Raw genomic sequence first — 16,518 nt, 5'->3', positions numbered from 1 at the left:
GGTCGGCGGCGCTCCCGCGCGGCGGGGCGTTCGTGGGCCGCTCACCACCGAGGACCGGGAAGCGGCCGGTGTTCGGGCCGGCCGGGGTCGACCCCGCGGCGGGGTTCCAGGGCAGCGGGGCGGGCCGGCCGTTCACCGTCTCCGGCGACGGCGCGGGCTGCGGCTCGGCAGCACGCGGGAGGTGGGCGTCGGGCACCGGAACCCGGCCGGTGGCACCACCGGAGCCGGATCGTCCGGTACCGCGAGCGACGCCCCCGTCCGGGCGGTAGTGTGAATCTTCCCTCCCCACGACCCCCTCCTCCCCCAGCGAAAATCGGCTTGGGTGACACTACTTCGGTCCGAAGACTATGCGGTGGCCGGAGTCGGCGGGTGGCATTCACCTGTCCGGAGGGCCGCCAGTGGTTCCGTTAGCCAGCGTGGGCAGACGAGGGAGCGTGCAGATGGATTTCGACGTGACGGTTGAGATCCCCAAAGGTCACCGGAACAAGTACGAGGTGGACCACAAGACGGGCCGGATCCGGCTTGACCGCACCCTGTTCACGTCCACCCAGTACCCGGCCGACTACGGGTTCATCGAGGAGACGCTGGGCGAGGACGGCGACCCGCTGGACGCGTTGGTGCTGGTCCCCGAGCCGACCTTCCCGGGTTGCCTCATCCGCTGCCGGACCATCGGCATGTTCCGGATGACCGACGAGAAGGGCGGCGACGACAAGGTCCTCTGCGTGCCCTACGAGGACCCCCGCCAGGAGCACCTGCGCGACATCCACCACCTGGGCGAGTTCGACCGCCTGGAGATCCAGCACTTCTTCGAGGTGTACAAGGACCTGGAGCCGGGCAAGTCGGTCGAGGGCGCCACCTGGGTCGGCCGCACCGAGGCCGAGGCCGAGATCGTGGCCTCCTACCAGCGGGCCCGGGACGCCGAGGCGCGTGGCGAGACCAACCACTGACGACCGCTGACACACCGGGCCCGGGTGCCGCTCAACCGAGCAGCCCCCGGGCCCTGTCGTACAGGTCGAGCACCGCGCAGGCGACCGGCACCACGGCGACCACCAGCGCCGTGTCGGTGAGGTCCGCGACCCGGCCGAGGTACGGCGAGACCGGCCGGCTCGCGTACCCGACGCCGGCCGCGACTGCCACCAGGGCCAGCGCCGCGCCGCCGAGGACCAGCGCCAGCCGCCCCGCGTCGTCGGCACGGCCGGCCAGCACCACGCCCAGCACCGCGTAGCCGGCGAGGCCGGCGAGCACCGTCGGCACCCGGTGGCGCAGCGCCACGAACAGCCTCGACCGCAGCAGAAGCACGGCCGAGGCGACCGCCACCAGCACCCGGCCCCACGTGCCGCCGACCAGCCCGAGCACACCAGCCGCCGCCACCACGAGCAGGGCGTGCCCGAGCAGCATCCCGGTGAGCATCTCCTCGGTGCGGATCACCGCCGCGTGCACGCGGCTCCGGTCCGGCAGGTCCCGGACCCGCTCCGGCTCCGCGTCGGAGGTCGCGGCCGGCAGGGTGATCGGCGGCAGGGGCAGCTTGCCCAGCCGGATGGCCAGCAGCGGAACCACCCCGACGGCGAAGACCAGCGCGCTGAGCAGAATCGCCGCCGCCCCGGCCGGGGGCAGCAGCAGCCCGCCGAGCGCCGCGCCGGCGCCCACCAGACCGGTCGTGACACCGGCCACGAAGACCCGCAGCCGGCTGGCCACCCCGAGCAGCCCGAGCAGCGCCGCCAGCAGCAGCGCCACCGACCCGGCCAGCAACTCGGGCGCGCCCACCCACCGGAGCGGCCCGAACGGCCCCACCGGGTCGCCGGAACCGATGGCCAGGGCGCCGGCCACGAACGCGTACGGCAGGGCGTAGCCGCCGAGGGTGGCACCGGCGGCGCCGTCGTCGTGAGCGCGGGAGGCGACCGCGCCGGCAACGGTGAGCAGCAACGCCACCACGGCCGCCGCCAACCAACCGGCCCGGTGCGCGGGACCACCGGCGAGCAGGGCGAGCAGACCCACCCCGAGGGGTACGGCGGCACCGGCCAGGGCGGCCGCCCGGGTGGCGTTCGCCGACCAGGCACCGCCCCGGCGACGAGCGCCCTCGGCGATCGCCTCGACCACGTCGTCGTACTCCAGTTCGGGCCAGTGCGCGCGGGCCGGCACCAGGTGCAGCACCTCGCCGTCGCGGACCCCCTGCGCCAGCAGCGCCTGGGCGGTCGCCAGCAGGGCTCCGTCGGTGCGGCGCAGCACCCAGCCACCGTGCCGTTCGCCGTCGTCGGCGAGGCCCTCACCGGCGTGCCGGAGCACGTCGGGCAGCAGCTCGGCCAGGGGAACCTGCTCCGGCAGGGCGACGTCCACCCGTCGTTGCGGCGCGCTGATGGTGACGCGGGCCAGCCCGGTAGTCATCGACTGGTCTCCATATCGAGGGGGATCGGAGGCTGCGCGGACGACAGGACTTTACCTACGATGAGCCAGGCTCGGGTTACCCAGCGCGGTCAGGAGGCCGAGTGTCCACCGTCGTCATCAAGCGCCCGCCCCGCCGGCCGGCACCCGAGATCCCGGCCGGTGAGCTGCCGGTCGAGGCACCGCCGGAGATCCCCGCGGTGACCGGTGGACGGTGGCAGCAGATGCTCATGCTGCTGCCGATGCTCGGCGGCACGGTGGCGATGGCCATGATGTTCGGCCGGGGCGGGGGCGCCTACTCGTACGTGGTGGGCGGCATGTTCGGGCTGTCCTCGCTGGCGATGCTGGTGACCTCCTGGGGCAGCGCCTCGGGCACCCCGAAGAAGTCCGAGATGATGGCCGCCCGACGCGAGTACCTGCGGCACCTGGCGACGCTGCGCCGGCGGGTCCGGCAGACCGCCGGGCGGCAGCGGGCCGGGCTCTACTACCGGCACCCGGACCCGGGCCGACTCTGGTCGACGGTGGACAGCCACCGGGTCTGGGAGCGTCGGCCCGCCGACCCGGACTTCGCGGTGGTACGCGTCGGCGTCGGCCCGCAGACTCTGGCCACCCCGCTCGTCCCCCCGGTCACCCGACCGCTTGAGGAACTGGAGCCGATGACCGCCGGAGCGCTGCGCCGCTTCCTGGACGCGTACTCCGTGGTGCCGGACCTGCCGGTGGCGTTGTCGCTGCGCAGCTTCGCCCGGGTGCACGTGCGGACCGCCGGCCGTCCGGGCGGCGCTCCGGCGACCGCCGGCCCCCCGACCGGTGACCCGGCGGCCCAGGCGCTGGTCCGGGCGGTGCTGACCCAGCTGGCCGTCTTCCACGCCCCCGACGAGCTGCTCGTCGCGGTCTGCGCCGGCCCGGAACGGCGGGCCGGCTGGGAGTGGGTGAAGTGGCTCCCGCACGCCCACCACCCCGGCCGCAGCGACGCGCTCGGCCCGGTACGGCTGGTCACCAGCTCCGCCGTCGAGCTGGAGCGGCTGCTGGGCGACGTGCTGGCCAGCCGGTCCCGGTTCAGTCCGGCCGGTCCGGCCACCGACGGCCCGCACGTGGTGGTGGTCCTCGACGGCGGCGACCTGACCGGCGCCACCGACCTGACCGGCGACGGCGGCATCGACGCGGTGACAGTCGTGGACCTGGACACCCCGCCGCCGCGCCTGCTCGACCGGTACGCGCTCCTGCTGGAGCTGAAGGGCGGGCGGCTGCACTCGTGGTCGATCGACGGGCACGCCGAGGTGGGTACGGCCGACCAGCTCGACCCGGCCGACGCCGAGGCGGTCGCCCGGAGGTTGGCGCCGCTGCGGCTGGCCGGCGCGGTACGCGGCCCGGACTCTCCGCTGCAGGCCGAGCTGGGGCTGCCCGAGCTGCTCGGCCTCGGCGACCCGGAGAGCTTCACCGCCGAGCAGGGGTGGGCGCCCCGGTCGGCGCGGGACCGACTGCGGGTGCCGATCGGGGTGGGCGTGGACGGTGGCGCCATCGAGCTGGACCTCAAGGAGTCCGCCCAGGACGGGATGGGCCCGCACGGTCTGCTCATCGGGGCCACCGGCTCGGGAAAGTCCGAACTGCTCCGGACGCTGGTGCTGGGGTTGGCGGCCACGCACAGCTCGGAGCAGCTCAACTTCGTGCTCGTCGACTTCAAGGGCGGCGCCACGTTCGCGTCGTTCGACCGGCTGCCGCACACCGCCGCCGTGATCACCAACCTGGCCGACGCGCTGCCCCTGGTCGACCGGATGGTCGACGCGATCAACGGCGAGCTGGTCCGCCGGCAGGAGCTGCTGCGACGGGCAGGCAACTTCGCGAGTGTGCGCGACTACGAGCGGGCGCGTGCGGCCGGCAGCCCGCTGGCCCCGCTGCCGTCGCTGCTGCTGGTCTGCGACGAGTTCTCCGAACTGCTCTCCGCCAAACCCGACTTCATCGACCTGTTCGTGCAGATCGGTCGGCTGGGCCGGTCGCTCGGTGTGCACCTGCTGCTCGCCAGTCAACGCCTAGAAGAGGGTCGGTTACGCGGGCTCGACACCCACCTGTCGTACCGGATCGGGTTGCGCACCTTCTCCGCGTTGGAGTCCCGCACGGTGCTCGGGGTGCCGGACGCACACGAGCTGCCCCGCTCACCGGGCCACGGCTACCTGCGCGCGGGCACCGACCCGCTGGCCCGCTTCAAGGCCGCGTACGTGTCCGGTGCGGTCCGCCGCCGGGCCGTGCCGCCCGGCGCCACAGGTGGCGCTGGCGCCCGGCTGCTCACCTTCACCACCCACGTCGTGCCGTTGCCCGAGCCGGCCACACCCGCCCTGACCGCCGTGGCCGAGGACGAGAGTGACCGGGAGACGCTGCTCGACCTGCTGGTCGACCGGCTCGTCGGGCAGGGCCCACCCGCCCACCAGGTGTGGCTTCCGCCGCTCGGTGAGCCGCCCGCCCTGGACGAACTGCTCGGGCCGGTCGAGATGCACCCGACGCGCGGGCTGGTCGTGGGCAACCCGGAGCTGCACGGCGCGCTCGGGGTGCCGGTGGCCATCGTGGACAGGCCGTTGGAGCAGCGCCGGGACCTGCTCTGGCTGGCGCTGGACGGTGCGGCCGGGCACGTCGCGGTGGTCGGCGCGCCGCAGAGCGGCAAATCCACAGTGCTGCGGACGCTGATCTGCGCGCTGACGCTCACCCACACCCCGGCCGAGGTGCAGGTCTACTGCCTCGACTTCGGCGGGGGTGGGCTGGCCGCCGTCCGCGACCTGCCGCACGTCGGCGGGGTGACCGGGCGGGCCGACCCGACGGCGGTACGACGCACCGTCGGCGAGATGACGACAGTGCTTGCCGATCGGGAACGCCGCTTCGCGGAGCTGGGCGTGGAGTCGATGGCCGCGTACCGGCAGCGGCGCGCGTCGGCGGCGGCGGCCGGCCAGGCGGCGGCCGACCCGTTCGGTGACGTGTTCCTGGTGATCGACGGCTGGAGCACCGTCCGGGGCGAGTACGACGATCTGGAACCGCTTGTCACCGACCTCGCCACCCGGGGCCTGTCGTACGGCGTGCACGTCGTCGCCACCGCGCTGCGCTGGCTGGATTTCCGGCCGGCGATCCGGGACCTGTTCGGCTCCCGGCTGGAACTGCGCCTCGGTGACCCGAGCGACTCGCTGGTGGCCCGGCGCGCTGCCGCGAACGTGCCGGAGCGCCCCGGCCGGGGGGTGACCGCGGAGAGCCTGCACTTTCTCACCGCGCTGCCCCAGCTCGCCGCGGACGGGGACACCTCCGACCTGGTCAAGCGGATCGCCGGCGGTTGGGGTGGCCCTCCGGCGCCCCGGGTGCGGCTGCTCCCGCCGGTGCTGGCGTACGCCGATCTGGATCTCGCCGCGACGACCGGGCTGCGGCTGCCGATCGGCATCGCCGAGGCGGACCTGCGCCAGGTGGTGCTGGATTTCGCCACCGAGCCGCACTTCGTGGTCTTCGGGGACGCGGAGTGCGGCAAGTCGTCGTTCCTCCGCGCGCTGGCCACCTCGATCATCACCCGGTTCACTCCGGAGCAGGCCCGGGTGATCCTGGTCGACTACCGGCGCAGCCTGCTGGGCGCCATCGAGACACCGCACCTCATCGGGTACGGCACCGCGGCGGCGCACACGGCCGACCTGGTGGAGTCGGCCGCCGGTTATCTGGAGCGGCGGGCACCCGGCCCGGAGGTCACCCCGCAGCAGTTGCGCGACCGGTCCTGGTGGTCCGGGCCGGAGCTGTTCGTCCTGGTCGACGACTACGACCTGGTGGCGGCCGGCCCGGCGAACCCGTTGCGGGCGCTGGAGGAGCATCTGCCGCACGCCCGGGACGTGGGGCTGCACCTGGTGCTGGCGCGCCGCTCGGGTGGCGCGGGCCGGGCGCAGTACGAGCCGATCGTGCAGCGGCTACGGGAGCTGTCCACCGCCGGTCTGGTGATGGCTGGCAGCCCCGACGAGGGGGCGCTCGTCGGCCCGGTCCGGCCCGGTCCACTGCCGCCGGGCCGTGGTCGGTTGGTCACCCGCCGGGAGGGCGTACGCCTCGTTCAGCTCGCCCAACTGCCGCCACCGTGACCTGTTCGGCCGGTTCTTCCCGTGACAGGTGGGGAAACCGGTAATCTCCGATCGTCATGGTTCCGTCGGGATGAATGGCTGAGGATGTGACTGGGGTTCGGCACAGCGGTCCGGCAGCGACCCGGCGGGCGCTGCTCGGCGTGGCGGCGGTGCTCGCCGTGGCGGCCCCGACCGTAGCCACCGTGCCCGTCACCGTGCCCGCCACCGGCGGTCAGCTCGCCGGCGCGCCTGTGGCGTTGGCTCCCGGCGACAGCGTGAGCCGCACCGACCAGGTCCGCGACGAGCAGTGGCAGCTCGACGAGTTGCGCGCCGAGACGGCGTGGCGTACCTCGACGGGGCGCGGCGTGACGGTGGCGGTGATCGACTCCGGCGTGGACCCCAACCATCCCGACCTGGTCGGGCAGGTGTTGCCCGGGAAGGACCTGGTGGGCGGTGTCGGGCCGGACCCGGTGGGCCACGGCACCACGGTTGCCGGCCTGATCGCCGGGCGCAAGGACGACAAGCGGGGCGTGGTCGGCCTGGCACCTGACGCTCGGATCCTGCCGGTCCGGGTGCTCGACGAGCGGAACCGGTACGACGACGCCCTGATCGTCGCGCAGGGGGTCCGCTGGGCGGTCGACCACGGCGCCCGCGTGATCAATCTGTCGCTGGGCGGCAGCGGCGACAGCCCTGCCCTGGCCGCGGCTCTGGACTACGCGTTCGCCCGGGACGTGGTGGTGGTGGCCTGCACCGGCAACCTGGCCACCTCGACCGACCTGAAGGTCTGGTATCCGGCCCGCGAGCCGGGCGTCATCGCGGTCTCCGGGCTGGAGCGCAGCAGCGACAACCTGTGGTCCGGGTCCATCACCGGCCGCGCGACGGCCCTCACCGCGCCCGCCAACGGCCTGGTCGGGGCCCGTCCGCCCAGCGGGTACTGGCGGGTGCAGGGCACCAGTTTCGCCGCGCCGCTGGTGGCCGCCACGGCCGCGCTGGTCCGGTCGCGCTACCCGCAGATGTCCGCCGGTGAGGTGGTCAACCGGCTGCTGGTCACCGCCCGGGACATCGGCCCGACCGGCCGGGACGACCGCTTCGGGTACGGCGTGGTGGATCCGGTCGCGGCGCTGACCGCGCAGGTGCCGCCGGTGACCGCGAACCCGTTGGACGACCAGACCTCCCCGGGTGTGGTCGGTTTCGGTCCGGCCCCCGGCTCCGGCGACGACAGCCCGGTGGCCGGTGCGGGCAGTGACCCGCTCGGTCTCACCGCCCCCCGCAACGAGACCCGGTGGACGGCCCGCGCGGCGGGCGCGCAGGACGACTCGGCGCCCGAGCAGGTGTGGGTCGGCGCGGTGCTCTTCGTCGCCCTGGTGACGGGCGCGGCGATGATGGTGCGCCGGTTCCGGCAACGGGTGCGCTGAGCGGGGCCTCGGGTACCTGCAGGCCTGAGTGGCCCCCGAGTGGGGTAGAACCGTCGCCATGAGCTCGTCCGGCCCCGACACCCTCGCCTCCGACCGTCCGTCCTGGCAGCGTCGCCGTCTCGACCCAGATCACTCGCTGGGGTTGCGGCTGACCCTGGCCGTGGCTGCGGCGTTCCTGGTGCTGGTGCCGTTCTCGCTGCTGGCGTTGCTCGTGCTCGGGGCGTGGGCGCCCCTGCACCGGCTGGACATGTCGGTCACCGACGCGCTGCACGGCTACGCGCTCGACCACCCGGCCTGGGTGGTGGTGATGCGGGTCTGGAGTGAGGTGTTCGCGCCGATGCCGCTGCGGGTCGCCGCCCTGCTCCTGGTGATCTGGCTGCTGCGCCGCAAGGCTCGTCGACTGGCCGCCTGGACGGCCACGACAATGGTGGTCGGCGGGTTGATGGGTCCGTTGCTCAAGCTGCTCGTCGGCCGGGACCGGCCGGAGCTGCTCGACCCGGTGGCACGGGCCGCCGGCTACTCGTTTCCCTCCGGGCACGCGCTGAACGCCACCCTGGCCGCCGGGGTACTGCTGCTGGTCTTCCTGCCGTACGCGGGGCGGGGGGTGCGGCGGGTCGTGTTGTGGGTCGTCGCGGTGCTGCTCACCGTGGTGACCGGCCTGAGCAGGGTGGCGCTGGGTGTGCACTTCGCCAGCGACGTGGTCGGCGGCTGGCTGCTCGGCGCGGCGGTGGTCGCGGCGACCGCCGCCGCGTTCACCAGTTGGCGGGCGCACGTCGGTCTGCGGCCGGTCCGACCGGCCCGCGACGGCATCGCGCCCGAGGTCGAGCGGCACCCGGACGCGACCTGAGGCGTGACGACGACGCCGACCGGGTACTGGCCGGCTCATGTCCGACACCATGGTCCAGATTGTCCGGCGGGTGCTGCTGCCGGTCTCCCTCCTGCTCGGCGTCATGGTGCTGCTGGGCGTGCTCGTCACCCGGGTGTTCGCCCAGACCTGGCCGTTCACCGTGGAAGACGCGGTAAACCGGGAGTTGGCCGCCGACCGCACCGGCGGCTGGAACGACGTCTCGCTGGTGTTCAGCACGTTGGCCAGCACGCAGATGATCGTCGTGGTCACCGTGCTGGTGGCGCTGGCGCTGCGACTCTGGCTCAAGCGCTGGCGGGAACCGTTGTTCCTGTGCGCGGCGGTGACCGCCCAGGCGCTGGTGTTCCTGCTGACCACGCTGGCGATCGACCGGCGACGGCCCGCCGTGGAGCACATGGACGTCTCACCGCCCACGTCGAGCTTCCCGTCCGGACACACCTCGGCCGCGATGGCGCTCTACGTCGGTATCGCCGTGCTGATGGCGCTGCGGGCGCGCAGCACCGGCGCGAAGGTCGCCTGGTGGACCCTGCTGCTGGTGGTGCCGCTCGGGGTGGCGCTGACCCGCATGTACCGGGGCATGCACCACCCGAGCGACGTGGTGGCGTCCTTCCTCAACGGCGGCACCTGCGTCGTGATCATGGCTCGTGCGGTGCTGGACCGGGGGCTGCGGTGGGGACGGGCGAAGCTGCCGGTCGCCGCGCCGGCGCGGACCTGACCGGCGCGACGCTCAGGTGCACTCGCCGGTGCCGACGCCCCTGGTGCGTTCGGCGCCGGCCAGTGCCACCGGGCGGGCCTCGGCGGCGGTCACCGCGAAGCCGGTGTTCGGGTCGTCGGCGGCCGCCGCGAAGATCACGCCGAGCACCAGCCCGTTGGAGGAGACCAGCGGGCCGCCGGAGTTTCCGCTGCGCACCAGCGCCCGGATCGTGTAGATCTCCCGGGTGACGTCACCGGAGGAGTAGATGTCCGGCCCGGTGATCCGGTCGACGTCACGGACCCGCGCCGACTGCGCGTTGTACGGGCCGTCGAGGGGGAAGCCGAGCACGATCGCGTCGGAGCCGCTGCCCGCGTTGCCGGCCGCGAAGCGCAGCGACGGACCGGGCATCCCCGGCACGTGCAGCACGGCCAGGTCGCGGTCCGGGTCGTACACGACCACCTGGCCGTCGTACCGCTCGCCGCCCAGCTCCACGGACACCGAACGGGTGCCGGCCACCACGTGCGCGTTGGTCATCACCCGGTCGTCGGCGTACACGAAACCGGAGCCCTCGATGCGGCGCGAGCAGCTGGGCGCGGAGCCCAGCACCTTGACCACCGACCGCTGCCCGTTGACGACGACCTGGGAGCCGGCCAGGGCCGGGTCGGGTGGCTCGACCTGCCGGGCCCGGGTGGGCGCGAGGTCGCCGAAGACGTCCGGAAAGCCGTTGGTGTCGACGGTGTCCCGCAGCGCGGTGGAGAGCTGCTGGGCCTGGTCCGGCAGCACCCGGTCGACCACGGTGATGAGCGCGCTGTTGCGGACCGAGGCGGCCAGCCAGGGCAGCGAGGACGATCCGAGCGGCACCGCCACGAGCCACGCGACCAGCAGCACCGCGAACAGCGACACGAACGCCCCGCCGACGTCGTCGACCCGCTTGCCCACCTCACTGGTGATCGTCTTACGCAGGTGTGAGCCGAGCCAGCCGGCCAACGCCTGACCGAGCACCGCCAGCCCGAAGACCGCCACCAGCGAGATCAGCACCCGGGTGCCGCTGTCCACGAATTGTCGGGCCAGCAGCGGCCCGAGCTGGAGGCCCAGCAGGGCGCCCAGGAAGAAGCCGGAGAACGACAGGATTCCGATGACGAACCCCTGGCGGTATCCGCTGATCGCGAACACGAGCATGAGCAGCAACAGGACGAGATCCACGGCGGACACGGGTCAAGCGTACGGGCAGGACGCCCACGAGATGACCATCGCTTGCGGAAGGTGACCGCGCGGTCAGCGCAGGGCCTTCTCGTCGATCTCGTCGGTGCCGGCCGACGGTGCCGGGGTCTCCCCCGTCGGGGGCAGCTCGATCACCCGGTCGCGTGACCACGGACGCGCCCAGCCGCCCATCTCCAGCAGGGCCGCCAGCACCCCGGCGGTGAAACCCCAGACGAGCATCCCGCGCGCCGAGAACGCCGGCCCGATCCAGCCGCTGCGATGGCGGACCAGCAGCCGGTTGGCCGGGTCGACCAGCTCGCTGACCGGCAGCCGTGCCACGTGCGCCACCTCGGCCGGTTCCCGGGGGTGCACCGGGTGCGGGTCGTGCCACCAGGCCAGGACGGGGGTGACCACGAAGTCACTGACCGGGATCCACAGTTTCGGCAGCTCGGCCAGCACTGTCACGCTGGACGGGTCGAGGCCGACCTCCTCGTTCGCCTCGCGCAGCGCGGTCGCGCGGACGTCGGCGTCCTCCGGGTCGGCCGCCCCACCGGGGAAGGCCGGCTGGCCGGCGTGGTTGCGCAGGGTGGCGGCGCGTTGCAGCACCAGCACGTCCGGGCCGACGCCGGGCTGCTCGCCGAGCAGGACCAGCACGGCGCTCTCCCGGCCGCCCTCGGCCGGGGTGGTCAGCCGGGTGAAGTCCTCGGCGCGGGCCGTGCCCAGCCGGGTCAGCAACGGCTCGATCCAGTCGGGCGGTCGGCGTGTCACGCGGGCACTGCCAGGCCGAGATGCTGGCGGACCAGCTTGGCGAGCTGGGTGTCGTCGAGCGCGCCGGTGGCGTCGACGTGCCGGATCCGGCCCTGCGCGTCGACGAAGAGGGTCAGCGGGATGGCGTTGCGCTCCAGTGCCCGCTGCACCGCCTCACCCTGGTCGACCAGGATCGGGAAGCGTATGCCGTAGTCCTCTCCGATGGACTGGGCGCCGCCGCGGCTGTCCCGGCTGGTCACCCCGATCACCTGGAGCTGGCCGGCGGCCCGTTCGCTGAGGCGTTGGAAGGCGGGCAGCTCCTTGCGGCACGGCGGGCACCACGACGCCCAGATGTTGATCACGGCTGGACCGGCGACGGACCGCAGCGCGATCGGAGCGCCGCCGGTGAAGCAGGCAAGCGTCAGCTCCGGCAGCGCCTCCCCGCCGGGCGTCGTCGACGTGCCCGAGCCGGGCGTGGCGGGGGCCGACGTGCCGGTGCCGGGCGACGCGGCCGTGGGCGGGGTGTTCAGCGCGGCGCAGTCCCGAAATGGCGACGGCCGTTCCGGCGCCGCCCGCCGGGGTGCGGGCTCGTCGGCCGGGCCGGCGGTGCAACCGGCGACGGCCAGCAGCAGCGGCAGGGCGAGCAGAGCGAGACGCCGGTTCACGGCACCTCCGCGGCGACCGCCTGGGCGGGCACCAGCTCCGGGTCGACTCCGGCGGCCACCGCCAGGTCACGCGCCCGGGGGCCCTTGAGCAGCTTGGCGGCGGCGGCCGGCTCGGTCGGGCCGGTGCCGTACGAGGGGCAGAGCTTCGCCAGCGTGCACGCGCCGCAGGCGGGCTTGCGGGCGTGGCAGACCCGTCGCCCGTGGAAGATGATCCGGTGCGACAGCATGGTCCAGTCGCGCTTGTCGTACAGCGCGCCGATCGCGTGCTCGATCTTGACCGGGTCGGTCTCGGTGGTCAGCCGCCACCGGTGCACCAGCCGCTGGAAGTGCGTGTCGACCGTGATGCCCGGAACGTCGAAGGCGTTGCCGAGGATGACGTTGGCGGTCTTGCGGCCGATCCCGGGCAGTGTCACCAGGTCGGCGAGCCGGCCGGGGACCTTACCGTCGTACCGGTCGAGGAGCGCCTGACCGAGCTTGAGCAGCGAGTCGGTCTTGTTGCGGTAGAAGCCGGTGGGCCGGATCAGCTCCTCCATCTCGCCCCGGTCGGCGCCGGCGTACGCGGCCGCGGTCGGGTAGCGGGCGAAGAGCTTCGGGGTGACCTCGTTGACCTTCTTGTCGGTGCACTGGGCGGAGAGGATCGTGGCGACGGCCAGCTCCAGCGCGTTGGAGTGGTCCAGTTCACAGTGCGCGTCGGGATGCGTCTCGGCCAGCACCCGGCCGATCTTGCGGGCACGGCGTTTGCGCCCGAGGTCGGTCTCGCTGGCACCGGGAGGGCTACTGGTCACGACGGTCAGCCTACGTCGCGCCCCGGACGTTCCTGCTCGGGTCAACCCGCCGTCGGCGCGGTGATCCTGCCCTGCCCGTCGAACCGGGCCCCGCCCTTCGGGAAGTCGGCGCGACTCAGCTCGGTGACCAGGCCCAGGCCGCGGTCGTCCGGGTCCATCGTCGGCTTGCCTGTGGAGTTCATGTACGTCGAGGTGAACGTGCCGCCGGCCCAACTGCCGTCCGGCTTGAGCGACACCTTCAGCACCCCGCCCCAGCCGAGCCGGCCGGTATTGATCAACGTGTTGCTACCGCCGGCGAAGTTGCCCAGGCTGTACGCGATCAGGCGCCCCTGGTAGAACTCCATGCCGCGCAGCACGTGCGGCCCGTGCCCGACGATCAGGTCCGCGCCCGCGTCGATCATGGCGTGCGAGAACTTCACCGGGTCCCCCCGGTTCTCACCCAGGAACATCTCGGTGCCGGGTTTCACCCGGGTCTGGTCCGCGCCCTCGCCGCCCATGTGCACCTGCACCACGACCAGGTCGGCCATGGTGGCCGCCTTGGCGACCACCGTCTTGGCCGTGGCGATGTCGACCAGGCTGTTGGACCAGACGTACGACGAGAAACCCACCACGGCCACCTTGACGCCCTTGACGTCGACCACGGTGATCTGGTCCGGGGCGCCGGTGTGCTTCAGGTCGTACTTCTCCAGCGCCTTCTGCGTGTTCTCGTAGCCCTTCGGCCCGTAGTCGTAGCCGTGGTTGTTGGCCTGGTTGAGCACCTTGAAGCCGGCGTCGCGCAGGTGCGCGGCGTACTCCGGGGGGGCCCGGAACTGGTAGCAGCGGGTGGAGTTGGCCCCGCACTTGCCGGTGCCGGTGTCCACCGTCAGCGGCTCCTCCAGGTTGCCCATCACCAGGTCGGCCTTGAGCGCCTGCGTGACCGAGTTGAAGAAGCCCTTGCCGCCGGCGGCGGGGAGCCGGCTCGGCGCGTTGCCCATGATGATGTCGCCGGTGGCGGAGAGCGAGATCGCACCGCCGGTCGTGGGCTCGCCGCCGCCCTTCGGGCCGGCCGTGGCCACCGGCGCGCCGGTGCCACCGCCACCGGCGCCCGGCTGCCAGATCGGCGCCTCAGCGGCAGGGTCGGCGCAGCCGGCGACGAGCAGGGCGGCCAGCAGCGCGGCGAGGCCGAGGGCGACGCGGCGACGCGGGCGGGACGCGAGGGGGGCGGGAGCGTACATCGTCCGCGACCCTACCGGTCTGTAAACGGGCCGACGAGGGCCGATCGGTTGGAACTTCAGCCGGTGAGCTGCTCAGACCATGGAACGACCGGCCGGTCGCCGCCGGCGAGCACCGCCGCGTGCACCGCGCGGGCCAGCGGGGCGCCCCAGGCGGAGCGCGGTCCGCCGTACGCGGCCTCCGGCCCGTCCACCGGGCAGAGCACGGTGACCGAGTCGGTCGGGGTGCCGGTGCCCGGCAACGCCAGCTCCATGATCGCCTGTGACTTCGCCTCGGTCGCGGTGGCCACGGCGTTGACCAGCGCCGAGTCGGCGAGCCGCGCCGGCACGTACACCACGATGTTGACCGTGCCGACGCGCTGCGCGAGCGCGGCCGGGGTCGGCGCGGCGGCGAGCACCGGGATGCCGAGGCCGACCGTCGCCCAGGCCCGCACGCCGGTGTCGGTGCGGCCCACCACCTCGGCCACGTCGACGCCGGTCAGCAGCCCCACCCCGGGCCCGTCGAGGGCCAGGTCCGCGGCGAGCGCGGCCAGGTGGGCGGCTGGGTCGTCCCGGTCGTACGACATCGGCACGGTCGCGTTCAGCACCCAGTGCCGGACGCCGATTCCACCGCCCAGCGGGCCGCTGCTGACCGCCCGCAGGGGCACGTCGGCGCGCCAGACGAGCAGCGGGGGATGCCGCCGGTCCTCGGTGCGACTGGTCAGAGTTGGCTCGCTCAGCACGTCGGGCAGGTTACGCCCACCGATCAAGATTCCAGGGCCGACCTCTGATTCGTGCTCACGTGCGCCTAGACTTGGCGGCGCGCGAGGGGATCAGCGGACGGCGGACCCGGCCGACGGACGGCACGCGTAACCGGAGGTGCGCGATGGATGAGGTACTGGCCCGCAGCGGGATCTTCCAGGGTGTCGACCCGGAAGCTGCCGAGGCGCTCGCCAAGGAGATGGAGACGATCGAGGTCCGCAAGGGCGAGGTCGTCTTCAATGAGGGCGAGCCCGGCGACAGTCTCTATATCCTTCTGTCTGGGAAGATCAAGGTTGGCCGCCGCGCCGCGGACGGCCGGCAGAACCTGATCGCGGTGATGGGCCCGTCGGACATGGTCGGCGAGCTGTCGCTCTTCGACCCGGGTCCGCGTACGGCGACCGCCACCGCGGTGACCGACACCCGGCTCGTACGGCTGCGCAAGCAGGCGCTGCGGCCGTGGCTGAACAACCGCCCGGAGATCGCCGAGCAGCTGCTCCGGGTGCTGGCCCGACGGCTGCGCCGGACCAACGACTCGCTCGCCGACCTGATCTTCACGGACGTGCCGGGTCGGGTCGCGAAGAACCTGCTCCAGATGGCCGGCCGCTTCGGCACCCGCGACGGCGGCGTCCTGCGGGTGACCCACGACCTGACCCAGGAGGAGATCGCCCAGCTCGTCGGCGCCTCCCGGGAGACGGTCAACAAGGCGCTTGCCGACTTCGCCTCGCGCGGCTGGCTGCGGCTGGACGGCAAGAGCATCATCATCCTGGACCCGGAGCGCCTGGCCCGTCGCGCCCGCGTCTGAGACAGCGGTACGGTCCGTCCCCGCCTCCCGTCACGGACGGAGGGCGGGGACGTTTCGTCTGCCGGGCGCAGAAATGCCGGCTCCTCGCGGTGTGACCGTCGAGGGTGGGGGTCATGCCGAACCGCGTCGCAGTGCTCTCCGACATCCATGGCGTGCTGCCCGCGCTGGAGGCGGCCCTGGCCGAGCCGGACGTCGCCGCCGCCGATCTGATCGTGCTCACCGGCGACATCGCGGCCGGCCCACAGCCGGTCGAGGTGCTGGACGTGCTCGCCGATCTCGGTGATCGGGTCTGCTGGGTGGGCGGCAACGCCGACCGTGAGCTGGTCGAGGCGCGCGCCGGGAAGCCCGCGTCGATCGAGGTGTCGAACTGGGCCGCCGGGCAGCTCCGCGACGATCAGGTGGCCCGACTCGCCGCGCTGCCCGCGACGGTGACGCTGGAGATCGACGGGCTCGGGCCGACGCTGTTCTGCCACGCGACGCCCCGCGACGACGAGGAGGTTGTCCTCGTCGACTCGCGGATGGGGCGCTGGGCGGAGGTGTTCGCAGGTCTCCCCGCCGAGGTCTCCACGGTGGTCTGCGGCCACACGCACATGCCCTTCACCCGGCTGGTCGACCGGCGCCTGGTGGTCAACCCGGGCAGCATCGGGATGCCGTACGGGGGCACGGGCGCGTGGTGGGCACTGCTCGGGCCGGGTGTGCAGCTACGCCGTACCGCCTTCGACGTGGACGCGGCGTGCGCCCGGGTGGCGGCGGAGTCGAGCTTCCCCGACGCCGCCGCCTGGGCCGACGAGTACCTGCGCTCGCAGCACAGCGATGCCGACGCGCTCGCTGTCTTCGGCCCCCGCGACGGCCGCTGACCCGACCAGTCCTCAGCTCCGTTCGGCATGGCGGACCGACGCCGGCGTCACCGCGACGGCGCCATCGGAAAAAGTCAGTCTTGACTGTTTGTT

The 16,518-nt window shown here is 73.5% G+C and carries 14 protein-coding genes and 1 pseudogene; 7 read left to right on the top strand and 8 right to left on the bottom strand.

The features are described 5' to 3' along the window. Nucleotides 1–289: pseudogene (locus FHG89_RS33245) on the bottom strand (D-alanyl-D-alanine carboxypeptidase/D-alanyl-D-alanine endopeptidase); the annotation flags it as partial. Nucleotides 290–440: 151 nt separating this feature from the next. Between FHG89_RS33245 and FHG89_RS04935 the strand changes: the two are divergent. Then, nucleotides 441–947 (top strand): inorganic diphosphatase, encoded by a 507-nt coding sequence (locus FHG89_RS04935; protein WP_139583140.1) that lies wholly within the window; start codon nt 441–443, stop codon nt 945–947. Between the two features lie 31 nt (nt 948–978). Here the strand turns inward: FHG89_RS04935 and eccD are convergent, their stop codons facing one another. After that, entirely contained in the window at nt 979–2,382 is a 1,404-nt protein-coding gene (eccD, locus tag FHG89_RS04930) for a type VII secretion integral membrane protein EccD (protein WP_139583139.1), read from the bottom strand. Between the two features lie 101 nt (nt 2,383–2,483). On the opposite strand from eccD, the gene eccCa reads away from it, so the two are divergent. The 4 genes from eccCa (at nt 2,484) to FHG89_RS04910 (ending at nt 9,438) form a co-directional block, all read left to right on the top strand. Continuing rightward, nucleotides 2,484–6,464, top strand: coding sequence for a type VII secretion protein EccCa (eccCa, locus tag FHG89_RS04925; protein WP_139583138.1), 3,981 nt, complete (start codon nt 2,484–2,486; stop codon nt 6,462–6,464). 74 nt (nt 6,465–6,538) lie between these two features. Continuing rightward, nucleotides 6,539–7,858, top strand: a complete 1,320-nt coding sequence (gene mycP / locus FHG89_RS04920) for a type VII secretion-associated serine protease mycosin (protein WP_139583137.1) — start codon at nt 6,539–6,541, stop codon at nt 7,856–7,858. Between the two features lie 58 nt (nt 7,859–7,916). Beyond that, nucleotides 7,917–8,705 (top strand): phosphatase PAP2 family protein, encoded by a 789-nt coding sequence (locus FHG89_RS04915; protein ID WP_139583136.1) that lies wholly within the window; start codon nt 7,917–7,919, stop codon nt 8,703–8,705. A gap of 49 nt (nt 8,706–8,754) precedes the next feature. Further along, nucleotides 8,755–9,438, top strand: coding sequence for a phosphatase PAP2 family protein (locus FHG89_RS04910; protein WP_341874245.1), 684 nt, complete (start codon nt 8,755–8,757; stop codon nt 9,436–9,438). 12 nt (nt 9,439–9,450) lie between these two features. On the opposite strand, the gene FHG89_RS04905 is transcribed toward FHG89_RS04910, so the two are convergent. The 6 genes from FHG89_RS04905 to FHG89_RS04880 form a co-directional block, all read right to left on the bottom strand. Continuing rightward, nucleotides 9,451–10,629: a MarP family serine protease gene (locus tag FHG89_RS04905; RefSeq protein WP_139583134.1), complete on the bottom strand. Its 1,179-nt coding sequence runs from the start codon at nt 10,627–10,629 to the stop codon at nt 9,451–9,453. Nucleotides 10,630–10,692: 63 nt separating this feature from the next. After that, a complete protein-coding gene (locus FHG89_RS04900; protein WP_139583133.1) occupies nt 10,693–11,385 on the bottom strand; it encodes an NUDIX hydrolase in 693 nt (230 codons plus the stop codon). Further along, complete coding sequence (locus FHG89_RS04895) at nt 11,382–12,029, bottom strand: TlpA family protein disulfide reductase (protein ID WP_139583132.1); 648 nt, start codon at nt 12,027–12,029, stop codon at nt 11,382–11,384. Before FHG89_RS04895 ends, FHG89_RS04900 begins: the two co-directional genes overlap by 4 nt. Further along, nucleotides 12,026–12,814, bottom strand: coding sequence for an endonuclease III (nth, locus tag FHG89_RS04890; RefSeq protein WP_341874244.1), 789 nt, complete (start codon nt 12,812–12,814; stop codon nt 12,026–12,028). The genes FHG89_RS04895 and nth overlap by 4 nt, the downstream gene beginning before the upstream one ends. A gap of 41 nt (nt 12,815–12,855) precedes the next feature. Further along, a complete protein-coding gene (locus FHG89_RS04885) occupies nt 12,856–14,028 on the bottom strand; it encodes a CapA family protein (protein WP_139583130.1) in 1,173 nt (390 codons plus the stop codon). Between the two features lie 56 nt (nt 14,029–14,084). After that, nucleotides 14,085–14,747: an adenosylcobinamide amidohydrolase gene (locus FHG89_RS04880; RefSeq protein WP_139583129.1), complete on the bottom strand. Its 663-nt coding sequence runs from the start codon at nt 14,745–14,747 to the stop codon at nt 14,085–14,087. 143 nt (nt 14,748–14,890) lie between these two features. On the opposite strand from FHG89_RS04880, the gene FHG89_RS04875 reads away from it, so the two are divergent. Together FHG89_RS04875 and FHG89_RS04870 are read left to right on the top strand one after the other, a co-directional pair. Beyond that, on the top strand, nt 14,891–15,568 hold the full coding sequence (locus FHG89_RS04875; protein ID WP_007073398.1) for a Crp/Fnr family transcriptional regulator: 678 nt from the start codon (nt 14,891–14,893) through the stop codon (nt 15,566–15,568). A 113-nt stretch (nt 15,569–15,681) separates the two neighbouring features. Next, nucleotides 15,682–16,425 carry a metallophosphoesterase family protein gene (locus FHG89_RS04870; RefSeq protein WP_139583128.1) on the top strand — a complete coding sequence of 248 codons (744 nt, stop codon included), beginning with the start codon at nt 15,682–15,684 and terminating at the stop codon, nt 16,423–16,425. Nucleotides 16,426–16,518 lie beyond the last annotated feature (93 nt).

This window comes from Micromonospora orduensis (genome assembly GCF_006228125.1).
GTDB classification, from domain to species: domain Bacteria; phylum Actinomycetota; class Actinomycetes; order Mycobacteriales; family Micromonosporaceae; genus Micromonospora; species Micromonospora orduensis.
The sequence above is the reverse complement of the archived record's forward strand: the minus strand, read 5'-3'. Positions and strand labels throughout refer to the sequence as shown.